The sequence below is a fragment of the Janthinobacterium sp. YR213 genome (assembly GCF_900099875.1).
In the GTDB taxonomy this organism is placed as follows: domain Bacteria; phylum Pseudomonadota; class Gammaproteobacteria; order Burkholderiales; family Burkholderiaceae_D; genus Janthinobacterium; species Janthinobacterium lividum.
In genome coordinates, this window is record NZ_FNDA01000009.1 from 79,505 (window position 1) to 96,267 (window position 16,763).

Genomic DNA, 16,763 nt, shown 5'->3' on the forward strand with positions numbered 1-16,763 from the left:
GCCTTCTCCACGCGCACCTCCATGACCACCGACATCAAGGCTTCGATGCACCTGACTAATTCGCAACAAAATGCACTGACCCTGGCCGCCGTCTGCCTGGCCTCTCTCATGTTCGGCCTGGAAATTTCCAGCGTGCCCGTCATCCTGCCCACGCTGGAAACCTTGCTGCATGGCGACTTCAAGGACTTGCAGTGGATCATGAACGCCTACACCCTGGCCTGCACCACCGTGCTGATGGCCACGGGCACCCTGGCTGACCGCTATGGACGCAAGCGCTTGCTGCTCGTCAGCCTGGCCCTGTTCGGCGTCAGTTCGCTGGCCTGCGGCTGGGCCGGCAGCACGGGCGTGCTGATCGCCGCGCGTGCGCTGCAGGGCATGGCTGGCGGCGCCATGCTGATTTGCCAGGTGGCCGTGCTGTCGCAGCAGTTCCCGGCCGGCGCGGCGCGGGGCCGGGCGTTCGGCGCCTGGGGCATCGTGTTTGGCCTGGGCCTGGGCTTCGGCCCCATCATCGGCGCGGCCATCGTCGCGCTGTCAAACTGGCAATGGGTATTTCTCGTGCACGGCCCGCTGGCCGTCGTTGCGCTGCTGCTGGCGGGCCTGGGCGTGAGCGAGTCGCGCGACCCGCAGCGGCGCAAGCTGGACGTGGCGGGCATCGCTACCCTGTCGCTGGCTGTGTTCAGTCTGGCGTGGTGCATCACGCAGGGGCCGGCGCTGGGTTTCAGCGATCCGCGCACGGTGGCCAGCCTGGCCGTGGCGCTGGCCGGTTTTGCCGCGTTTGCCGTCATCGAACGGCGCCAGGCCGAACCGATGATTGACTTTTCCGTGTTCCGCATCCGCCGCTTCTCGGGTGCGCTGCTCGGTTCGGCGGGCATGAACTGCAGTTTCTGGCCGCTCATGATTTATCTGCCCCTGTACGTGCAGCACTGTCTCGGCTATAGCAGCCTGGGGACGGGCCTGACCTTGCTGGCCTACACCTTGCCCACCTTGCTCGTGCCGCCGCTGGCCGAGCGGCTGGCGCTGCGCTACCGGGCCGATACGGTGATCCCTGCCGGCTTGCTGGCCATCGGCACGGGCTTGCTGCTGATGTGCTGGGGCAGCCATGCGGACGCCGCCAGCTGGCTGACGATGCTGCCCGGCTGCCTGCTGGCGGGCACGGGTCTGGGGCTGACGAATACACCCGTCACCAATACGACGACGGGTGCCGTGCCCGGCGAACGGGCCGGCATGGCGTCCAGCATCGACATCAGCGCGCGCATGGTCAGCCTGTCCATCAATATCGCGCTGATGGGCTTTATCCTCGTCGAAGCCATCCAGTCCGCCTTGCGGCAGCAGCTGCCCGGGGGGCTGGACGCGGCCGCCTTGCGCGCCATGGCGGAGAATTTGTCGGCAGGCAAGGGCGCCGCCGCGCTGCCGGATGGCGTGGCGAAGCTTGCGCTGGCACAAGGCTTTGGCGCCGTGATGCTGTACGGAGGCGTGGCTGCCTGCCTGTTCGCCGTGGCCAGCTGGCTGGTGTTTGGCGCCGGACGGTCGCGGCAGGCTGCCGGCATGCCGGCGCGCTGAGATACAGGGGCAGGGGAGGCTATAATCTGGGCACGTTGACAAGTGTTGCTCAACGTCATTACGAGGCCGCCCATGCATAAACTGATTTCTGAACTCACCCGCCTGTATCTGTTCGATGAACAGCAGCAATACGTCGATGCGGACGGCGGCGCGCAGCCGCTGACGCCGGCCGTGCTGGCGCGCCATCTGTCGGGCGAGCAGACGGTAGCGGTGCAACTCGTGACCGGGAGTGGCCTGGCGCGCGCGCTGGTGCTGGAGTTTGGCGGGAAGGGCGGCGGTGAGTCGCACTGGAGCGCGCTGTGCACGATCGCCAATGCCGTGCAGCACGAGCTGGACTTGCCGGCGCCAGCCGTCAGCATCTCGGGCACGGCGTTCCAGTTGTGGCTGTCACTGGCCACGCCCGTGCCCGTCGCCCAGGCGCGCCAGTTCGTGCAGCTGCTGCGTTCCACTTTCTTGCCTGCCTCGACCGACATTCTCGCCGTGGCGCCGCCCGCTTACGTGGAGCAGGTGGCGCTGCCGCCAAGCCTGCAGCCGTCCGGCAAGTGGGCCGCCTTCATCCACCCCAGCATGGGCGCCGCCTTCGTCGACGAACCGGGCCTGGACATGCCACCGCCGCCAGCCGCCCAGCTGGGTTTCCTGGAAAGCTTGCGCAGCATCAACCCGGGACAATTCGCGCAGGCGCTGGCGCAGTTGCAGGGACATGCGGGGCTGGGCGATGCCGTGCCTGTTCCCGCGCCTGTCTCCGTTCCCTCCGCCACCCCGATGCCAACGGTCATGCCCGTTACCCAGCCCGGCTTGCTGCTGCAGGACGCCACCCTGGAAGACATCGTGCGCTGGCTGCATGCGCGCAACATCGAACCGACGTTCCGGCACCGGCTGCCGTAGCCACGGCATGTTCAGAACAATTGAAATTTCGGATGAAAGGCAGTATTCAATGGATTTCCATGTAGTCGCAAATTCCTATAATTGCTACGGCGGTCACACAACGTTGTCTCCGATCGGGGATTTTCTTCTCGCGGGCAGCGGCAGTTTTGGCGACGCGATTCAGGAAATTGCGGTCACGCTTCACTTCAGGGACTCTGGTCCGGCAAAGAAGACGCTGGAATCTCTGTTGGAGGCGCACAATAATTTCCGCGCAACGCTGCCCAAGGTCACTTATCGAAGAGCAAAGGGCAAGGTCGAGATTGCCATCGCCAGCGAATTGATGGAAGGCCGGGACTGGACGCATTCTTCAACATTATCTTTGCCACTTTTTAAAGCAGGTGTGGATGAAGTCATCCATGCATTAGGGCTATTGAGCAAGCGATTGAAGCGCACTGATGATTTTAGCCTGGAGAAATTTCTGGACCACTGTGAAGCTGCCAGGAAACGCGTCCCGGATTCCGAGGAAGCCCTTCAACTCCTGGCATCCGGGCTGAAGGCAGCGGCGAAAGCCAAGCGTGACGGGATGTCAGCCTGGGAGCAGTTGGGAATCGACTGGGAAGACTTTCATCCCAAGGCACGCGAGATGCTGGATGATCCATTTTTTTGGAACTGCGCGGATGATTTCTCGCCGAACGGTAATGATACTGGAGCCGATCTTCTGGAGAGCTATCGCGAGTGGCACAAGACGCACAAGGATGTCACGCCAATTCGATTCCTCGAGAAACTGGCAAAGCAGTGGGGATACGCCGACATACGCGCCATGGACGATGATGTGCGCTGCGAAGCGTCGATTGCTCTCGCATTTGCGGAGATAAAGTTAAGAGCGGCATGCAACCAACAGGCGCGACAACTGGCATTGGACGCTATCGGGCAGCAAAGAGCCCAGGCGCTGGCCGCCGGGGACTGGTCTCATCGCGAAGAAAAGCTGCATGCCTTGAATCAGATCGAAGCAAAGTTGCAGCAAATGGATCACACCATGGTGCATTTGACGGACTGAGACGCAGCGATTACTTTGACGTTCAATGTGACTTCAAGCAGCAGCAATGGGGCGGAAGCTGCCAACGACAGTAGTCGGCTAGAAGCAGACTTTTCGTTGGCAATTATTTAAATAAGAAAACATGCACCCACCGTGGAATTTTACCTTTTAGTTTAGAAATGAAAAAAATTTCCAAGGAGAAAAGCCGTGGACCATAAGAAAAACAGCAGATTTACACTCAAAGATGTCTTGATGAAAACCAATGCTCAGCGTCTTTCTGAGGCACCAAGAGGCGAGAAAATTATTCATTATGTTTTTGTTTTTGGCATTGCGATTGTTATAGTGGCCTCTCTTGTTTTTATGGATTGATTTTTAATCATATACTCTATGGCAACTAATGCCACAGCATTACAGTTTAAAGAATCGCACAAGAAAATAATGTTTTATATTTTAGAGACACGATGTATTTCTTAAAAGCAATGCTGCTTGTCGTAACGCCGTTGCTAACAGTACAGCCTACATTTGCGTTTGAGTCTTCGGGCAAAGTTGCGGATGTCGCAATCCGTGCTCTCGCCGATCAGACTGCAAAACAGCTCGCGCAAAATGAACTCGATGGCGTTTACGCATCTATGTCGCCTAAACTCAAATCGGTCTACTCCCGCGATGAGTGGGTAAAGCCAGCATGGGGTATGCAAAGAATCTTCGGATGCATTGAATCGTTTGATTTTGAAGCCATCAACTACGGAAAGCGAGGCGTTTAGTTAGAGTGTTGCGACCACCGATTGAATCCGCAGACGACAGCGGACAGTCGCCCAGGTGACGAGTCTGCCTGCAGGCTGTGTCCACATTTTTTGTTCGTCCACACTCGATTATTGAAACAGGGAAATGCCTGCGATGAAAAATCTTGTACTTGCCGTTGCGCTGTGCCTGGCTAACGGCGTTTCGCCAGCGGCGCTTGCCGCAGATGCCGCGCCCACAGTCACCATCGAGAACGCGTTTTCCCCCGATGGCGGGGCGGAGGCGCTGGTGCTCAAGGTCATCGATAGCGCGGCGTCGAGCATACGGCTGGCCGCCTATTCGTTCAGCTCGCCCCATGTGGTCGAGGCCTTGCTGCGGGCGCGGCAGCGGGGCGTGGATGTCAGGGTGCTGGCCGATACGCGGCGCAACGCGCGCAAGAACAGCCGCGCCGCGCTGGACCGGCTTGTCGGCGCAGGCATTCCCACGCGCCTGATTTCCCGCTATGTCTTGCATCACGACAAGTACATCGTGGCCGATGGCGTGACCGTGCAGAATGGCAGCTTCAATTACACGGCCGATGCCGCCACCGCCAACAGCGAAAATGTGATCGTCGTGTGGCACAGTGCGCGCCTGGCGCAGTCGTACCTGGCGCACTGGGAAAACCGCTGGGCCAGCGGCATCGACTATGCGCGCGTGCCGCGGCCCTGATCATTGCCCCTGCGCCGCACCCTGCGCGCGCAGCCAGTCGAATACTTGCCCGACGATGGGCGAACGCGGATGCTCCGCCACGCCCGACAGCCACCAGGTGGCGCCGGGCACGCGCGGGTAAGCGGGCAGGACGTGCAACTGGCCACGCGCCAGGCTGGCATCGGCCAGCAAGCGGGGCAGGCAGGCGATGCCGCGTCCATCCAGGGTGGCGTCGAGCAGCAGGCGCGCATCGTCATAGATGGCCCGCTTGCGAAAGCGCGCCAGCGGCCCCAGGAACAGGGGCGCCGTGGCGTCGCCCGTCAGGCTTTCTTCCAGGCAAACCAGATCCGCATGCAGGTGATGCGCATCCTGCGGCACGCCGGCCAGCCGCGCCGCCAGCTCGCTGTTGGCGACCATCACCCATTCATCGTGCAGCAGGGGGATTTCCTGCAAGTCTGCTTGCAGCAGGGGGCGGTCGCTGATGGCGATATCGACGTCGATCTCATCGACGAAACGGGCGCTTTCATCCACCGACAGCAGCAAACACAATTCGGGCAACTGCGCTTCCAGCGCCCGCAGCCGGGGCTGCAGCCAGCCGTGCAGCACGGGCGCCGGGCACACCAGCACCACGAGACCGGGATCGAGATAGGTGGCGATGCGCCCCAGGCCGCTGCGCAGCACGGTCATCGAGCGCTGCACGCTGCGCAGCAGCACTTCGCCGGCCACCGTCAGCTCCACGCCCCGTCCCGCGCGGCGGAACAGCGGCTGCTTGACCTGTTCTTCCAGCAATTGCACCTGGTGGCTGATGGCCGACTGCGTCACGTGCAGCTCGTCGGCCGCGCGCGAGAAATTGCCGTGGCGGGCCGCTGCCTCGAAACCCATCAACAACTTCAGCGAAGGAATGCGATGTTCTGACATATGAGAAAACCTAATGAATTAAGGCAAATCATATCATTTGTTTTCATGTCTTGATCCCGCCACAATGCCGTGCATGCCAAGTGGCTTATTTATAAGGATGAATCATGAACACACGTCGTTATTTCTTGCGCCATTGCATGACTGGTGGCAGCGCGCTGGCCCTGGGCGGCTTGCTGGCCGGCTGCGGCGGTGGCGCCGATGGCGGACCGGAAACCGGCCCCGTTGCGCCACCGCCACCGATCAATAGTGGCGCTGGCGCCCAGCAGGCCGATGGCTGGCGCATGCCCGACGAGGCCGAAGCCCACAAGGCAACGTGGATGGCGTATGGCGCTTCAAACGCCGTGTGGACCCGCGCGCAAGTGCCGCAGGTGCAGCTGGCGCTGGTGCGCATCGCCAATGCCATCGCCGCGTATGAACCCGTCAACATGCTGGTGCGCCCGGACGAGCTGGCCAGCGCGCGGCAATTGCTCGACGCGCGCGTGAATCTGATTCCCGCCGAGATGGACGATTTATGGATGCGCGACACGGGCCCCGTCTTCGTGCGCAAGCCGAACGGCGAGCGGGCCGGCGTGAAGTTCAACTTCAATGGCTGGGGCAACAAGCAGCAGTCCGGCAAGGATGGGCAGGTGGCCGACGTGGTGGCGGCTCAGGCCCGGGTGCCGCTGCTGGCCACGCGCCTGGTGCTCGAAGGCGGGGCGCTGGAAGTCGATGGCAAGGGCACGGCCATCATCACGGAAAGCTGCGTGCTCAACAGCAACCGCAATCCGGGCTGGAGCAAGGCCGATTGCGAAGCGGAATTGCTGCGCCTGCTGGGCATCCGCAAGGTGATCTGGCTGCCTGGCATCAAGAACCAGGACATCACGGATGCCCACACGGACTTTTACGCGCGCTTCGTGCGCCCCGGCGTGGTGGCGGCGCACCGCGAGATGGATACGGCATCGTACGATTACGCGCTGACCCGGCGCCACCTGGAGATCTTGCGCGGCGCCACCGATGCGAACGGCCAGCCGCTGCAGATCGTCGTCATCGATGGGCCCGGAAAAATTCGGCCAGGAAACAACCCGAACACCTTCGCCGCCGGTTACATCAATTACTATGCCACCAGCAGCGCCATTTTCCTGCCGGAATTCGGCGACGCGCAAGCGGACGCCAGCGCCAGGGCGCAGTACGCGCAACTGTATCCGGGCCGCGCCGTGATCCAGATCAATATCGATCCCATCGCGGCCGGTGGCGGTGGCATCCATTGCACCACGCAACAGGAAATTGCATAAAGGAGATCAGCATGCAACGACGACATTTCCTCACTGGTACCCTGGGCCTGGCGGCCGGTGCCGCCATGGGCTTGCCTGCCATGCCCGCCCTGGCGGCGGGCGCGGGCTGGCGCATGCCCGACGAAGGCGAGCGCCACGCCGCCACCTGGATGGCCTTCGGCGCGAATGACGACGTGTGGGGCAAGCGCTTGAAGGCGGGCGCGCAGGCGGACCTGGCGCGCATCGCGCAGGCGATTGCCAGCGTCGAACCCGTGCACATGCTTGTCAACGAGGAAGACTACGACGTGGCGGCTCGCCTGTGCGGCAACAAGGTCAAGCTGCTGGTGCAGCCCATCGACGACCTGTGGATGCGCGACACGGGGCCCGTCTTCGTGAAAAAGGCGGGCGGGGCGCTGGCCGGCGTGAATTTCAATTTCAATGGCTGGGGTGAAAAGCAGGACTATGACGACGATGCGCTGGTGGCCCCTTTCGTGGCCGGACGCGCCGGCGTGGCCGTGCTGGAAAGCAGCCTGGTGCTGGAAGGGGGCGGCATCGAAGTCGATGGCCAGGGCACGGCCATCATCACGGAAAGCTGCGTGCTGAACGCCAACCGCAACCCTGGCGTCGGCAAGGCAAAGTGCGAGCTGGAATTGCGCCGGCTGCTGGGCATCGAGAAAGTCATCTGGCTGCCCGGCATCGCCGGTCAGGACATCACCGATGGCCACACGGACTTTTATGCGCGCTTCTGCGCTCCCGGCGTCGTCGCGGCCGGCTTTGACAGCGACCCGGCGTCGCCCGAACGCGCCGTCACCCAGCGCCACCTCGACATCCTGCGCAAGGCCACGGATGCGCGCGGCCGTGCGCTGCAGGTGGTGGTGCTGCCGGGGCCGGGCCAGGTACGCCCGCGCTATGAAAACAAGGACTTCGCCGCCGGCTACATCAATTTCTATGTCTGCAACGGCGCCGTGCTGTGCCCGGAATTTGGCGATGCGGCAGCCGACCGCAACACCAAGGCTATCCTGCGCGAACAATTTCCCGGGCGCGACATCGTGCAGCTGAATATCGACGCCATCGCGGCCGGTGGCGGCGGCATCCACTGCACCACGCAGCAGCAGCCGGCGTAGGCTTGCCGGTCCAGCGAACGGCTTACACCGCCATTTCCCGGATCAGCGCGGCCACCAGCTGCGCCGCCTCCATTTCGCGTGCCAGCGGCGCGCCCTGGCCGGCCCATTGGGCGGCGAATTCGCTGTTGCCGTGCTGGCTGGCTGCCGCGTTCAATTGCTTGGCGGCATCGTAGGCGACGGGATAGTCGGCCGGCGGCGGACTACCCGGCGCTTCGCCATGTTCGATCAAACGGTTCACCATGCCGCGCGCCAGGCGTCCCGAGAGGGCCGCCGTCAAACGCGTGGCCGCCGCCCGCTCGCTCTTGAGGTTGGCCCGGTAGCCGGCGTTGGCCGAGGATTCCGGGCACAGCACGAACGCCGTGCCCAGCTGGGCGGCAGCCGCGCCCAGATCCAGCGCGGCGCGGATGCCTTGTCCATCCATGATGCCGCCGGCGGCGATCAGGGGCAGGGTAGTGCGGCCCGCCAGCAGGCGCAGCAGCACGGTGGTGCTGTGGCGCTCGTCCGGCGCCTGCGGGTCGAAGACGCCGCGATGTCCGCCCGCTTCCACGCCTTGCGCCACGATGGCGTCGATGCCCGCCTGTTCGATGAGCAGCGCTTCGCGCAGATTGGTGGCCGTGGCCAGCGTGTAGATGCCGGCCTGGCGCAGGGCGGCGATCTGCTGCTGCGTCGGCAAGCCGAAATGGAAGCTGACGGCAGCAGGGCGCTGTTCCAGCAACAGGGCAAACGCCGCCTCGTCGCCGATGAACGTTTTGTATATCTCGTCGAGCGCCACCGGCACGGCCGCGCCCAGCTCCGCAAACAGGGGTGCCAGATGGGCCAGCCAAGCCGCTTCGCGCCGCGCATCCCTCACCGCCGGCGCATGGCAGAACACATTGATATTGAAGGGGCCATCCGTCAGCGCGCGCGTGTCTTCGATCATCTGGCGCGCCTGCGCCACGGTGCCGGCGCCGATGGCCAGGGATCCCAGGCCGCCCGCGTTCGAGACGGCAGCTGCCATGCGCGGCGTGGAGACGCCCGCCATCGGCGCCTGGATGATGGGGCATTGCAAGCCGAGACGGTCGAGGAAGGGCTGGGACGAAGTCATGATGATTCCTTCATGAAGTTGAGGATGCTGCATTTAATTCGTATTTTGAGAATATAATAGCATAATCATTTTCAAAAAGAGAATACGATGGATTTGGAATCATTGCGGATTTTTTGCTCGGTCGCCAGTGAACTGAGCGTCACCCAGGCCGCCGCCCGACTGGGCCGCGCGCCGTCCAGCGTCACCACGCGCATCCAGCAACTGGAAGCCGATATCGGCGCGGAATTGTTCGTGCGCACAAATAAACGCATGGCCCTGACTGCGGCGGGCGAGCGCTTTCTCGAGTATGCGCAGCGTTTGCTGGCGCTGGAGGAAGAAGCCCGGCACGTCGTCACGGGCGGGCGCGAGGGCGGCACCTTGCGCATCGGCAGCATGGAAAGCACGGCGGCCAGCCGCTTGCCGGCGCTGCTGGCCGCCTATCACGCCGGCTATCCGGGGACGCGCCTGGAGTTGAGTACGGGGCCGTCGCGCCCCCTGATCGAGCAAGTGCGCACGGGCTTGCTCGACTGCGCTTTCGTGGCCTTGCCGCCGTCGTTCGGCGGCGGCGCCGCCCTGGCGGAGCTGGGCCTGGCATCGAGGGCCGTGTGGCGCGAGGAGCTGTGCCTGCTGCTGCCGGCCAGCGAAGCGTCCGTGCGGCATGCCGCAGACGTGCGCACGCGCTCGCTGGCGGCCTTCCCGCAGGGCTGCACCTACCGCGGCATCGCCGAAGAGCTGCTGGGCGTGGCCGGCAGCACGCAGTGGCGGGTGCAGGAGCTGAGTTCGTATCACATCATGATCGCCTGCGTGGCGGCCGGCGCCTGCGTGACCTTGCTGCCGGCCAGCGTGCTGGCGCTGTCCGACGCGCCTGCCACCTTGACAACGCTGCCCGCGGGGAAAATTGACACCGTGCTGGTCTGGCGCGCGGGATTCGACCTGCCCGCCTTTCAGCATTTGCTGGCGCAAGTCGCCAAGGCGGCGCCATGAGTGCGCCGGCCAGGCTGCGCGCGGCCCTCGCCGCGGCCGTCATCCTCGCCATCGGCATGGGCTTTGGCCGCTTTGCCTTCACGGCCATCTACCCGCATATGCTCAAGGAAGGCGTGTTAACCTTGCGCGACGGCAGCCTGGCCGCCTCGGCCAACTATGCGGGTTATCTGCTGGGCGCCATCCTGGCCATGCGCGCGCGGGCCCACAGCGCACACCGGCTGAGCCTGTGGTCGGTGGCCGGCACGGCGCTGTGCCTGGGCGTGCTGGCCTTGCCGATGCCCGTTTGGCTCTTCGTGACGGTGCGGGGCGTGGCGGGCGTGTTCAGCGCCCTGGCCATGGTGGCCGCCTCGCTGTGGCTGCTGGTGCAGCGCCGGCAGGCGCGCGGCGCGCCGCTGCTGTACGCGGGCGTGGGCGCTGGCATCGCCGTCTCGGCCGAGTTGCTGGTGCTGGCTTCGCAGCTGGGCTGGCACAGCGCCGGCATGTGGCTGCTGCTGGCCGGCGTCACCGTGCTGGCGGGGCTGGCGGCCGCGCCCGCCATTGCCGCCAGCGGCCAGGCAACGCCGGATGCGCCGGCGCAACCTGCCGCATCGGTCTTGGCGCCCGTGGCGCCCTGGCCGCTGGTGCTGATCTACGGACTGGCGGGCCTCGGCTACATCGTCACGGCCACGTATTTGCCCGTGCTGGTCAAGACGGCCTTGCCCGGGCTGAATTCCGCTCACGTGTGGGCCGTGTTCGGCCTGGGCGCGGCGCCATCGTGTTTCCTGTGGTACCGGCTGCATGAGCGCCTGGGCACGCGCCAGGCGCTGCGGCTGAACTTGTTGCTGCAGGCGCTGGGCGTGGCCTTGCCCGTGCTGGCGCCATCGGCAACCGGCTATCTGCTCAGCGCCATACTCGTCGGCGGCACGTTTGTCGGCACGGTCACCATCGCCATGCCGGCCGCGCAGCGGGCGGCAGTCAAGGCGGGCAAGTTTGGTTCGAACATGATGGCCATCATGACGGTGGTGTATGGCATCGGACAGATCATCGGCCCCGTGCTGGCCGGCAGCCTGTATGCCCAGTCGCACAGTTTCAACAGCGCATTATTGGCGGCGGCCGGCGCGCTGCTGCTGGCCATCGTGGTGAGCTTGCGCCTGTAAACCTCAGAGGCCGAATGCGCAACGCATGAAGTCGCGCCGCAGTTCGTTGACCCGGGCGGAATCGCGCGTGTAGTACAGCTTGTTTGTCAGCAGCACGGCATAGCGGCCGCGCCGGGGGCTGAGCCACATGGCCGTGCCGGTGAAACCCTGGTGGCACCAGACGTCGTCTTGCTGCCCGCTGCCTGCCGCAGGGTGCCAGAACAGGCCGCGTGACGGCTGCAGCGCACCCGTCTGCAGCGTCAGCGAATCACGCACCCAGCCGGCATCGAGTACAGCGCCATGCAGGCCCGGCGCCAGCATGGCCCGCAGGAAGCGTTGCAGGTCGGGCACATTGGAAAACAGCCCGGAGATGCCGCATACGCCGCCCAGCAGACGGGCCGAAAAATCATGCACTACGCCGCAAAGGTGGGCGCCCGCCTGCTCGCAATACTCGGTGGGCGCGACCAGCTGGCCGTGCCGTGGCGTCACAGGGCCGAATCCCGTGGCGGCCATGCCCAGCGGCCGCAGCACATGCTCGGCCAGGGCCTGGTCCAGGGGCATGCCCACCAGCCGCTCGATGACAAAGCCGAGGATCAGGGCCGCGCGGTCCGTGTATTCGACAGCTTGACCTGGTATGCCTTCCAGCGGTTCGCGCAGCACGCCGCGCACGATATCGTCGTACACCTCGCCATAGCTGGCGCGCAGGCGGGCGCGCAGCGGCAATCCGGCCGTATGGGTAAGCAGCTGGAAAATCGTGATGGGCGCCAGCGCATGCCCCTGCGTGCCGGGCAGCACGTCGGCCAGCCGGCTGTCCAGGCGCAGGCGTTTCTGGCTAATCAGCCTGCCAATCAGCGCCCAGACGCTGATGATCTTGGTCAGCGAAGCGATGTCGAACAAGGTGCCGACCTGCATCGCGGCGCTGGCGGGCTCGGGCGTGAGCCGCCCGGCCGCGCCCGCCTCGCCGTGGTGGACGGTGCCCGTGGCCCAGGCCGCGCCTGGAAAAATCTGTTCGTGCACGCCGGCTTGCACCAGTTCTGCCAGCTGTTCCGTTATCCGCATGATGATTGCGCTGTGTGTGTGCTGTCATGGCTTGTCGCTTCCGCCCCCAGCCAGCGCGCCACCGACTGCGCCAGCCATTCGCCCTCGTCCAGCGGCAGGTCGTGGCCGGCGTCGCCGTGGATCAGGCAATCGGCCTGCCAGGCGCGCGCCAGGCGCTGCGAACAGCGGTGGTCGACCAATTGGTCTTGCGCGCCTGCCATCACCAGCACGGGCATGGTCGGGCGGATGACGGGTGCGCGGTAGCGGGCGGCCGACAGCAGCTGGCGCAGCGCGTTACGCCGGCTGACGGGGTATTCCTGCTGGAAACGGAGCCAGTCGGCCAGCAGCGCAGGGTTGCCGCCAGCATGCCGGCGGCTCGTCAGGCGCAATATCAGCGCTTCCTGGCTACGTTGGTCGCCCAGCAGCAGCTGGCGCAGCAGGGCGCCGTAGTTTTGCCAGCGCAGGCGCCGGTAAAACGGGCTGTATGGCCGCATGCTGGTGTTGATGAGCACGCAGCGAGCGATTTCCTGCGGGTAGCGGCTGGCCCATTCCACGGCCACCATGCCGCCCAGCGACAGGGCCAGCAAGTGGTACGGCGCCGGGATGCCCCGCGCCAGCAACTCCCGGCGGCAGTCTTCCACCATGGCGGCCACGCGGGTGGCGCTGTCGTGCGCGTGGCGCGTGCCATTGCCGGGCAAGTCGGGCGTGACGATGCTGGCGCCGGGCAGGGCACGCGCTAGGGTGGCGGGAAAGCTTCCCCAGTGGCGCTGTTCGCGCATCAGGCCGCGCAGCAGGACCCAGGTGGACGATCCGCTCATGATTCGTACCATTGCGCCAGCGCGCGCCGGCGCTGCGCCTTGCGCAGCAAGCCTTCCGGCATCCAGCGGCCGTGGCTGCTGGCGGCGCGCATGAGGAAATCGAACCAGACCAGGTGCCGCCGCAGCACGCGCTGCAAGCGGTGCGCGGCCGTGGGGTTGAAGATGCTGACCCGGTTGAACAGCTGGCGCGGGTTTTTCTTGACCCACAGCCACGAACCCATTTCCAGCGTCAGCGGCAGGAACACGCGCCCGCTGTAGCTGGTGCCGTTCAGGTACAGATAGTCCCACAGGTCGCCATGCGTGCGGTATTGCCGGCTTTGCGGCTCGAACACATAGTTGTGGTTCGGGTAGCTCTGGCTGAACAGCTCTTCCAGCGCGCCGATCTCGGCCAGGTGGGCTATCGGCACCTTGGTATGCGCATGGGGAAACCAGATGCGGTCGCGCAAGCCGAAACCGGAATGGCAATCGAGGGCGATGCTGAACTGGCGCGACAGCAGTTCGCGCTCGACGAGGTCGCACACGGCCTGGCTTTCCAGCTCCATGGGGCCGTGCGCCGCGCCCCGGTACCAGGGCAGGCGGGCGCTGTAGCGCTGTCCGCCGAGCATGAACGGCACTTTTTCGCGCGCACTCAGCGGCGCATTGCGCATCAGGTCCACGCCTTGCGGATTGCAGCGCGTGGCTTGCCACATGCCGCCCGGATTAACCAGCGGCATGAACACGAGGCGCATGCTTTCCAGCTGCTGGTGCAGGGTGGCATCCCAGCGCAGGCGGGCGACCAGGCTTTCCAGGAAAGACAGGATGACTTGCGTGCCGATGCGTTCGAGGCCGTGAATGCCGCCGAAAAAGCCCAGCACGGGCACGTCGGGACTCGGATTGCCCAGCGCAATTGCGTACACGGGAAACTCGCGTCCATCCATGGCGATGCTGCAGGGCGCGGCCACTTCCATGTGGCTGCCGCCCTCGTCGATGAGGCGCTTCAGCATGACCAGCTCGGGCAGATTCTTTTCGATCATCAGGCGTCTGAAAGGGAAAGTGACAGCCAGTGTAGCCGAAATCACTGCCGCGCCAGACGTCCCGCATGGCGAAATTTGCGCACGCTGGCCATGTCACGAAGCCGTCATTTTTTGTGTGTAGGCTATTGCAGTTGATACAAGAATTATCACTTGGCAATACCTCGTTTCCGCATATTTTCACCCTCACACGATAGCGACACGATAGCGATATGACAGGCAGCCCGGCATCCGTTCATGTGCTAGCGCTGGCCGGATACCTGGTACTGCTGGGTTTCCTGGCCGCGGTGGGGCCCGTACGGGCGCAGCCGGCCGATGGCCCCGTGCTGCAGTTCGATATCGCCGCGCAAAACCTCGGCGACGCGCTGGACCTGTACAGCCGCCGCACGGGCATCGCCGTGCTGATGGATCAGCGCTACGCGCAGCGCCAGTCAGCCGCCGTGCGCGGCGCCCATGCGGCCGGCGCGGCCCTGCAATCCTTGCTGGAGGGTACTGGGCTGCAATCGCGCCTGTCCGATGCGCAAGCCGTCATCGTGTATGCCCCGGCAGGCGCAGCCGAGCTGCCGCAGGCCGCCGTCGTGGCTGCCGCCGACATACCGGGTGCCACGCAGGGCGGCGGCGACCATGCTGTCTATGTCAGCCGCTTGCAGCACGTACTGCTGGGGCTGCTGTGCCGCGCGGCGCAGACGCGTCCCGGCGGCTACCGCCTGGCGCTGCAGCTGTATCTGAACCGTGCCGGCGTGGTGGACCGCGTGCACCTGCTCGACAGCACCGGCTTGCGCGCGCGCGACACGGCGATTGCGCGCCTGGTGCTGGGCATGCGCGTGGGCGCGGCGCCGCTGCCGTCGATGCCGCAGCCCGTTTCCATCCTGCTGCTGCCGCAAGGGCCGGGCAGCGAAGTCGATTGCGCTTCCAGCATGCCGGGTAGCAACGCGCCATGAGCATGCCCGACCTGCGCACCAGACTGAAACGCCATCTCAGTTCGCGCTATGCCGTGCTGCGCTGGCGCCTCGAACGGGTGGTCGGCTGCAAGCATCATGCGGCCGATGCGCTGCAGGAAACCTGGCTGCGCCTCGAAGCGATGGTGGCGCCTGGCCCCGCCGCCGCGCCCGTCCACAATCCCGACGCCTATCTGCTGCGCATGGCGGCCAATATCGCCACCGACGCGTATCGCCGCGACCGCATCATCGTCACCGAGCGCGAACGCGAAGAGCTGATGCACATGGCCGACGAGGCCGGCGACGACATCAGCGACCCGGCGCGCATCGTCTCGGCGCGGCTCGACGTGCAGGCGCTCGACGCGGCCCTGGCAGGCCTGTCGCCGCGCCGCCGCGCCATCCTGACGGCGGCGCGCATCGACGGCATGCTCAACGCGGAAATCGCCGAGCGCTTCGGCATTTCCGTGGCGATGGTGAAGAAAGAATTGCAGGCCGCCATGCAACACTGTAAAACGTGCATGGCCGATGCCGATGCCGCCCAGCGCAGCGATGTGTCGGGCCGCCGTAAATATTGATGAATCCCATGACTGCTCCTGACCGCGATCCACGCGACGTTTTTGAACCTGCCGACACGGCCATCGGCCAGCAAGCCGCTGCCTGGTGGGCGCGGCTGCGTGCCGATGATTTTACGCAGGCCGACGCCGACGCCTTGCGCGCCTGGTGCGCGCGCAGCCCTGCGCATGCGCGCGCCTGGCGCGAACTGCAACAGCTGTGGCAGGCGCTCGACCCCGCCTTGAGCCGCGCCGCCGCGCCACAGCGGGAGAACGTGCTGGCGTTCCCGGCGCGCCCCGGGCGACGGGCTTTTCTGGGCGGCGCACTGGCGGCCGGCGTGGCCGTGCTGGCCTTGCGCCCGCCGCTGGGCGCCTGGCCTTCGCTGCAGGAATGGAGCGCCGACTACCGCACGGGCACGGGCGAGCAGCGGCAAGTGGCCCTGTCGCAGCAGATGACGGTGCAGATGAATACGCAGACGCGCATCAATGTGCGGGCGCCGGAAGCGATCGAGCTGCTGGGCGGCGAGGCGGAAATCCTCGCCAGCGGCGCGCGCCAGCCCGTGACGGTGGTGGCGGGCGCGGGGCGCTTGCTGGCGCAGTCGGCCCGCTTCAACGTGCGCCACACGGACGATGCCGTCTGCGTCACCTGCCTGGCGGGCGCCGTGGACGTCGTCTGGCAACAGCGCCGCCAGACCCTTGATGCGGGGCAGCAACTGGTGTATGACGACCGGGGCGTGCAGGCGGCCACGGCCGCACCAAAGGGCGAAGCGAACGCGTGGCGCACGGGCGCGCTGTCGTTTGTCGGCAAGCCGCTGGCCGATGTCGTCGATGAAATCAACCGCTACCGTCCGGGCCGTGTCGTGCTGCGCAATGCCGAGCTGGGCCGCCGCCTCGTGCGCATGCGTTTTTCCATCGGGCAAATCGATGGCGCGCTGGCGATGATACGCGACCTGTACGGCGCGCAAATGACCAGTCTGCCAGGCGGTATCGTGCTGCTCAGCTGATTTCAGCTGATCCCGGTTTTCCCAGCGGCAGTGGATTGAAAATATTTTTCAAAAAACATTATCCC

18 protein-coding genes are annotated in these 16,763 nt (G+C 65.2%); 13 read left to right on the forward strand and 5 right to left on the reverse strand.

Going from position 1 to position 16,763, the window contains the following annotated elements; genetic code table 11:
* Positions 1-45: 45 nt before the first annotated feature.
* The 6 genes from BLT98_RS27840 to BLT98_RS27855 all read left to right on the forward strand — a co-directional run bounded on the left by BLT98_RS27840 (position 46) and on the right by BLT98_RS27855 (position 4,906).
* On the forward strand, positions 46-1,560 hold the full coding sequence (locus BLT98_RS27840) for an MFS transporter (RefSeq protein WP_092613662.1): 1,515 nt from the start codon (positions 46-48) through the stop codon (positions 1,558-1,560).
* Positions 1,561-1,632: 72 nt separating this feature from the next.
* Positions 1,633-2,445 (forward strand): TOTE conflict system archaeo-eukaryotic primase domain-containing protein, encoded by an 813-nt coding sequence (locus tag BLT98_RS27845; protein ID WP_092613508.1) that lies wholly within the window; start codon positions 1,633-1,635, stop codon positions 2,443-2,445.
* A 49-nt stretch (positions 2,446-2,494) separates the two neighbouring features.
* Entirely contained in the window at positions 2,495-3,481 is a 987-nt protein-coding gene (locus BLT98_RS27850) for a hypothetical protein (protein ID WP_092613510.1), read from the forward strand.
* Positions 3,482-3,667: 186 nt separating this feature from the next.
* Complete coding sequence (locus tag BLT98_RS29315) at positions 3,668-3,829, forward strand: hypothetical protein (RefSeq protein ID WP_170846517.1); 162 nt, start codon at positions 3,668-3,670, stop codon at positions 3,827-3,829.
* Positions 3,830-3,921: 92 nt separating this feature from the next.
* A complete protein-coding gene (locus tag BLT98_RS29020; protein ID WP_034788186.1) occupies positions 3,922-4,221 on the forward strand; it encodes a hypothetical protein in 300 nt (99 codons plus the stop codon).
* A 133-nt stretch (positions 4,222-4,354) separates the two neighbouring features.
* Positions 4,355-4,906 carry a phospholipase D family nuclease gene (locus tag BLT98_RS27855; protein WP_244517758.1) on the forward strand — a complete coding sequence of 184 codons (552 nt, stop codon included), beginning with the start codon at positions 4,355-4,357 and terminating at the stop codon, positions 4,904-4,906.
* Here BLT98_RS27855 and BLT98_RS27860 read toward each other — a convergent pair whose 3' ends face one another.
* Complete coding sequence (locus BLT98_RS27860; protein WP_092613514.1) at positions 4,907-5,803, reverse strand: LysR family transcriptional regulator; 897 nt, start codon at positions 5,801-5,803, stop codon at positions 4,907-4,909.
* A 104-nt stretch (positions 5,804-5,907) separates the two neighbouring features.
* Between BLT98_RS27860 and BLT98_RS27865 the strand changes: the two genes are divergently transcribed.
* On the forward strand, positions 5,908-7,074 hold the full coding sequence (locus BLT98_RS27865) for an agmatine deiminase family protein (RefSeq protein ID WP_092613516.1): 1,167 nt from the start codon (positions 5,908-5,910) through the stop codon (positions 7,072-7,074).
* Between the two features lie 11 nt (positions 7,075-7,085).
* On the forward strand, positions 7,086-8,177 hold the full coding sequence (locus tag BLT98_RS27870) for an agmatine deiminase family protein (protein ID WP_092613518.1): 1,092 nt from the start codon (positions 7,086-7,088) through the stop codon (positions 8,175-8,177).
* Between the two features lie 22 nt (positions 8,178-8,199).
* Here BLT98_RS27870 and BLT98_RS27875 read toward each other — a convergent pair whose 3' ends face one another.
* Positions 8,200-9,261 carry an NAD(P)H-dependent flavin oxidoreductase gene (locus tag BLT98_RS27875; protein WP_092613520.1) on the reverse strand — a complete coding sequence of 354 codons (1,062 nt, stop codon included), beginning with the start codon at positions 9,259-9,261 and terminating at the stop codon, positions 8,200-8,202.
* A gap of 87 nt (positions 9,262-9,348) precedes the next feature.
* On the opposite strand from BLT98_RS27875, the gene BLT98_RS27880 reads away from it, so the two are divergent.
* Both BLT98_RS27880 and BLT98_RS27885 read left to right on the forward strand, forming a co-directional pair.
* Complete coding sequence (locus BLT98_RS27880; protein ID WP_092613522.1) at positions 9,349-10,224, forward strand: LysR family transcriptional regulator; 876 nt, start codon at positions 9,349-9,351, stop codon at positions 10,222-10,224.
* The gene (locus BLT98_RS27885) at positions 10,221-11,360 is read left to right on the forward strand and encodes a YbfB/YjiJ family MFS transporter (protein ID WP_092613524.1); all 1,140 of its coding nucleotides are present in this window, start codon (positions 10,221-10,223) and stop codon (positions 11,358-11,360) included. Before BLT98_RS27880 ends, BLT98_RS27885 begins: the two co-directional genes overlap by 4 nt.
* Before the next feature lie 3 nt (positions 11,361-11,363).
* On the opposite strand, the gene BLT98_RS27890 is transcribed toward BLT98_RS27885, so the two are convergent.
* From BLT98_RS27890 to BLT98_RS27900, 3 genes are read right to left on the reverse strand one after another with little or no spacing between them, the layout of a single operon-like run.
* Positions 11,364-12,398 (reverse strand): serine hydrolase domain-containing protein, encoded by a 1,035-nt coding sequence (locus tag BLT98_RS27890; RefSeq protein ID WP_211615134.1) that lies wholly within the window; start codon positions 12,396-12,398, stop codon positions 11,364-11,366.
* Positions 12,389-13,195, reverse strand: a complete 807-nt coding sequence (locus BLT98_RS27895; RefSeq protein WP_092613528.1) for an alpha/beta fold hydrolase — start codon at positions 13,193-13,195, stop codon at positions 12,389-12,391. Before BLT98_RS27895 ends, BLT98_RS27890 begins: the two co-directional genes overlap by 10 nt.
* The gene (locus BLT98_RS27900; RefSeq protein WP_092613530.1) at positions 13,192-14,208 is read right to left on the reverse strand and encodes a M14 family zinc carboxypeptidase; all 1,017 of its coding nucleotides are present in this window, start codon (positions 14,206-14,208) and stop codon (positions 13,192-13,194) included. The genes BLT98_RS27895 and BLT98_RS27900 overlap by 4 nt, the downstream gene beginning before the upstream one ends.
* A gap of 209 nt (positions 14,209-14,417) precedes the next feature.
* Here BLT98_RS27900 and BLT98_RS27905 point away from each other — a divergent pair, with 209 nt between their 5' ends.
* Genes BLT98_RS27905 through BLT98_RS27915 form a run of 3 tightly spaced genes read left to right on the forward strand, consistent with a single transcriptional unit; the run spans position 14,418 to position 16,698 of the window.
* Entirely contained in the window at positions 14,418-15,146 is a 729-nt protein-coding gene (locus BLT98_RS27905) for a hypothetical protein (protein WP_139179397.1), read from the forward strand.
* Positions 15,143-15,718 (forward strand): RNA polymerase sigma factor, encoded by a 576-nt coding sequence (locus tag BLT98_RS27910; protein ID WP_092613534.1) that lies wholly within the window; start codon positions 15,143-15,145, stop codon positions 15,716-15,718. Before BLT98_RS27905 ends, BLT98_RS27910 begins: the two co-directional genes overlap by 4 nt.
* An 8-nt stretch (positions 15,719-15,726) precedes the next feature.
* On the forward strand, positions 15,727-16,698 hold the full coding sequence (locus BLT98_RS27915) for a FecR family protein (protein ID WP_092613536.1): 972 nt from the start codon (positions 15,727-15,729) through the stop codon (positions 16,696-16,698).
* The last annotated feature ends 65 nt before the right edge of the window (positions 16,699-16,763 follow it).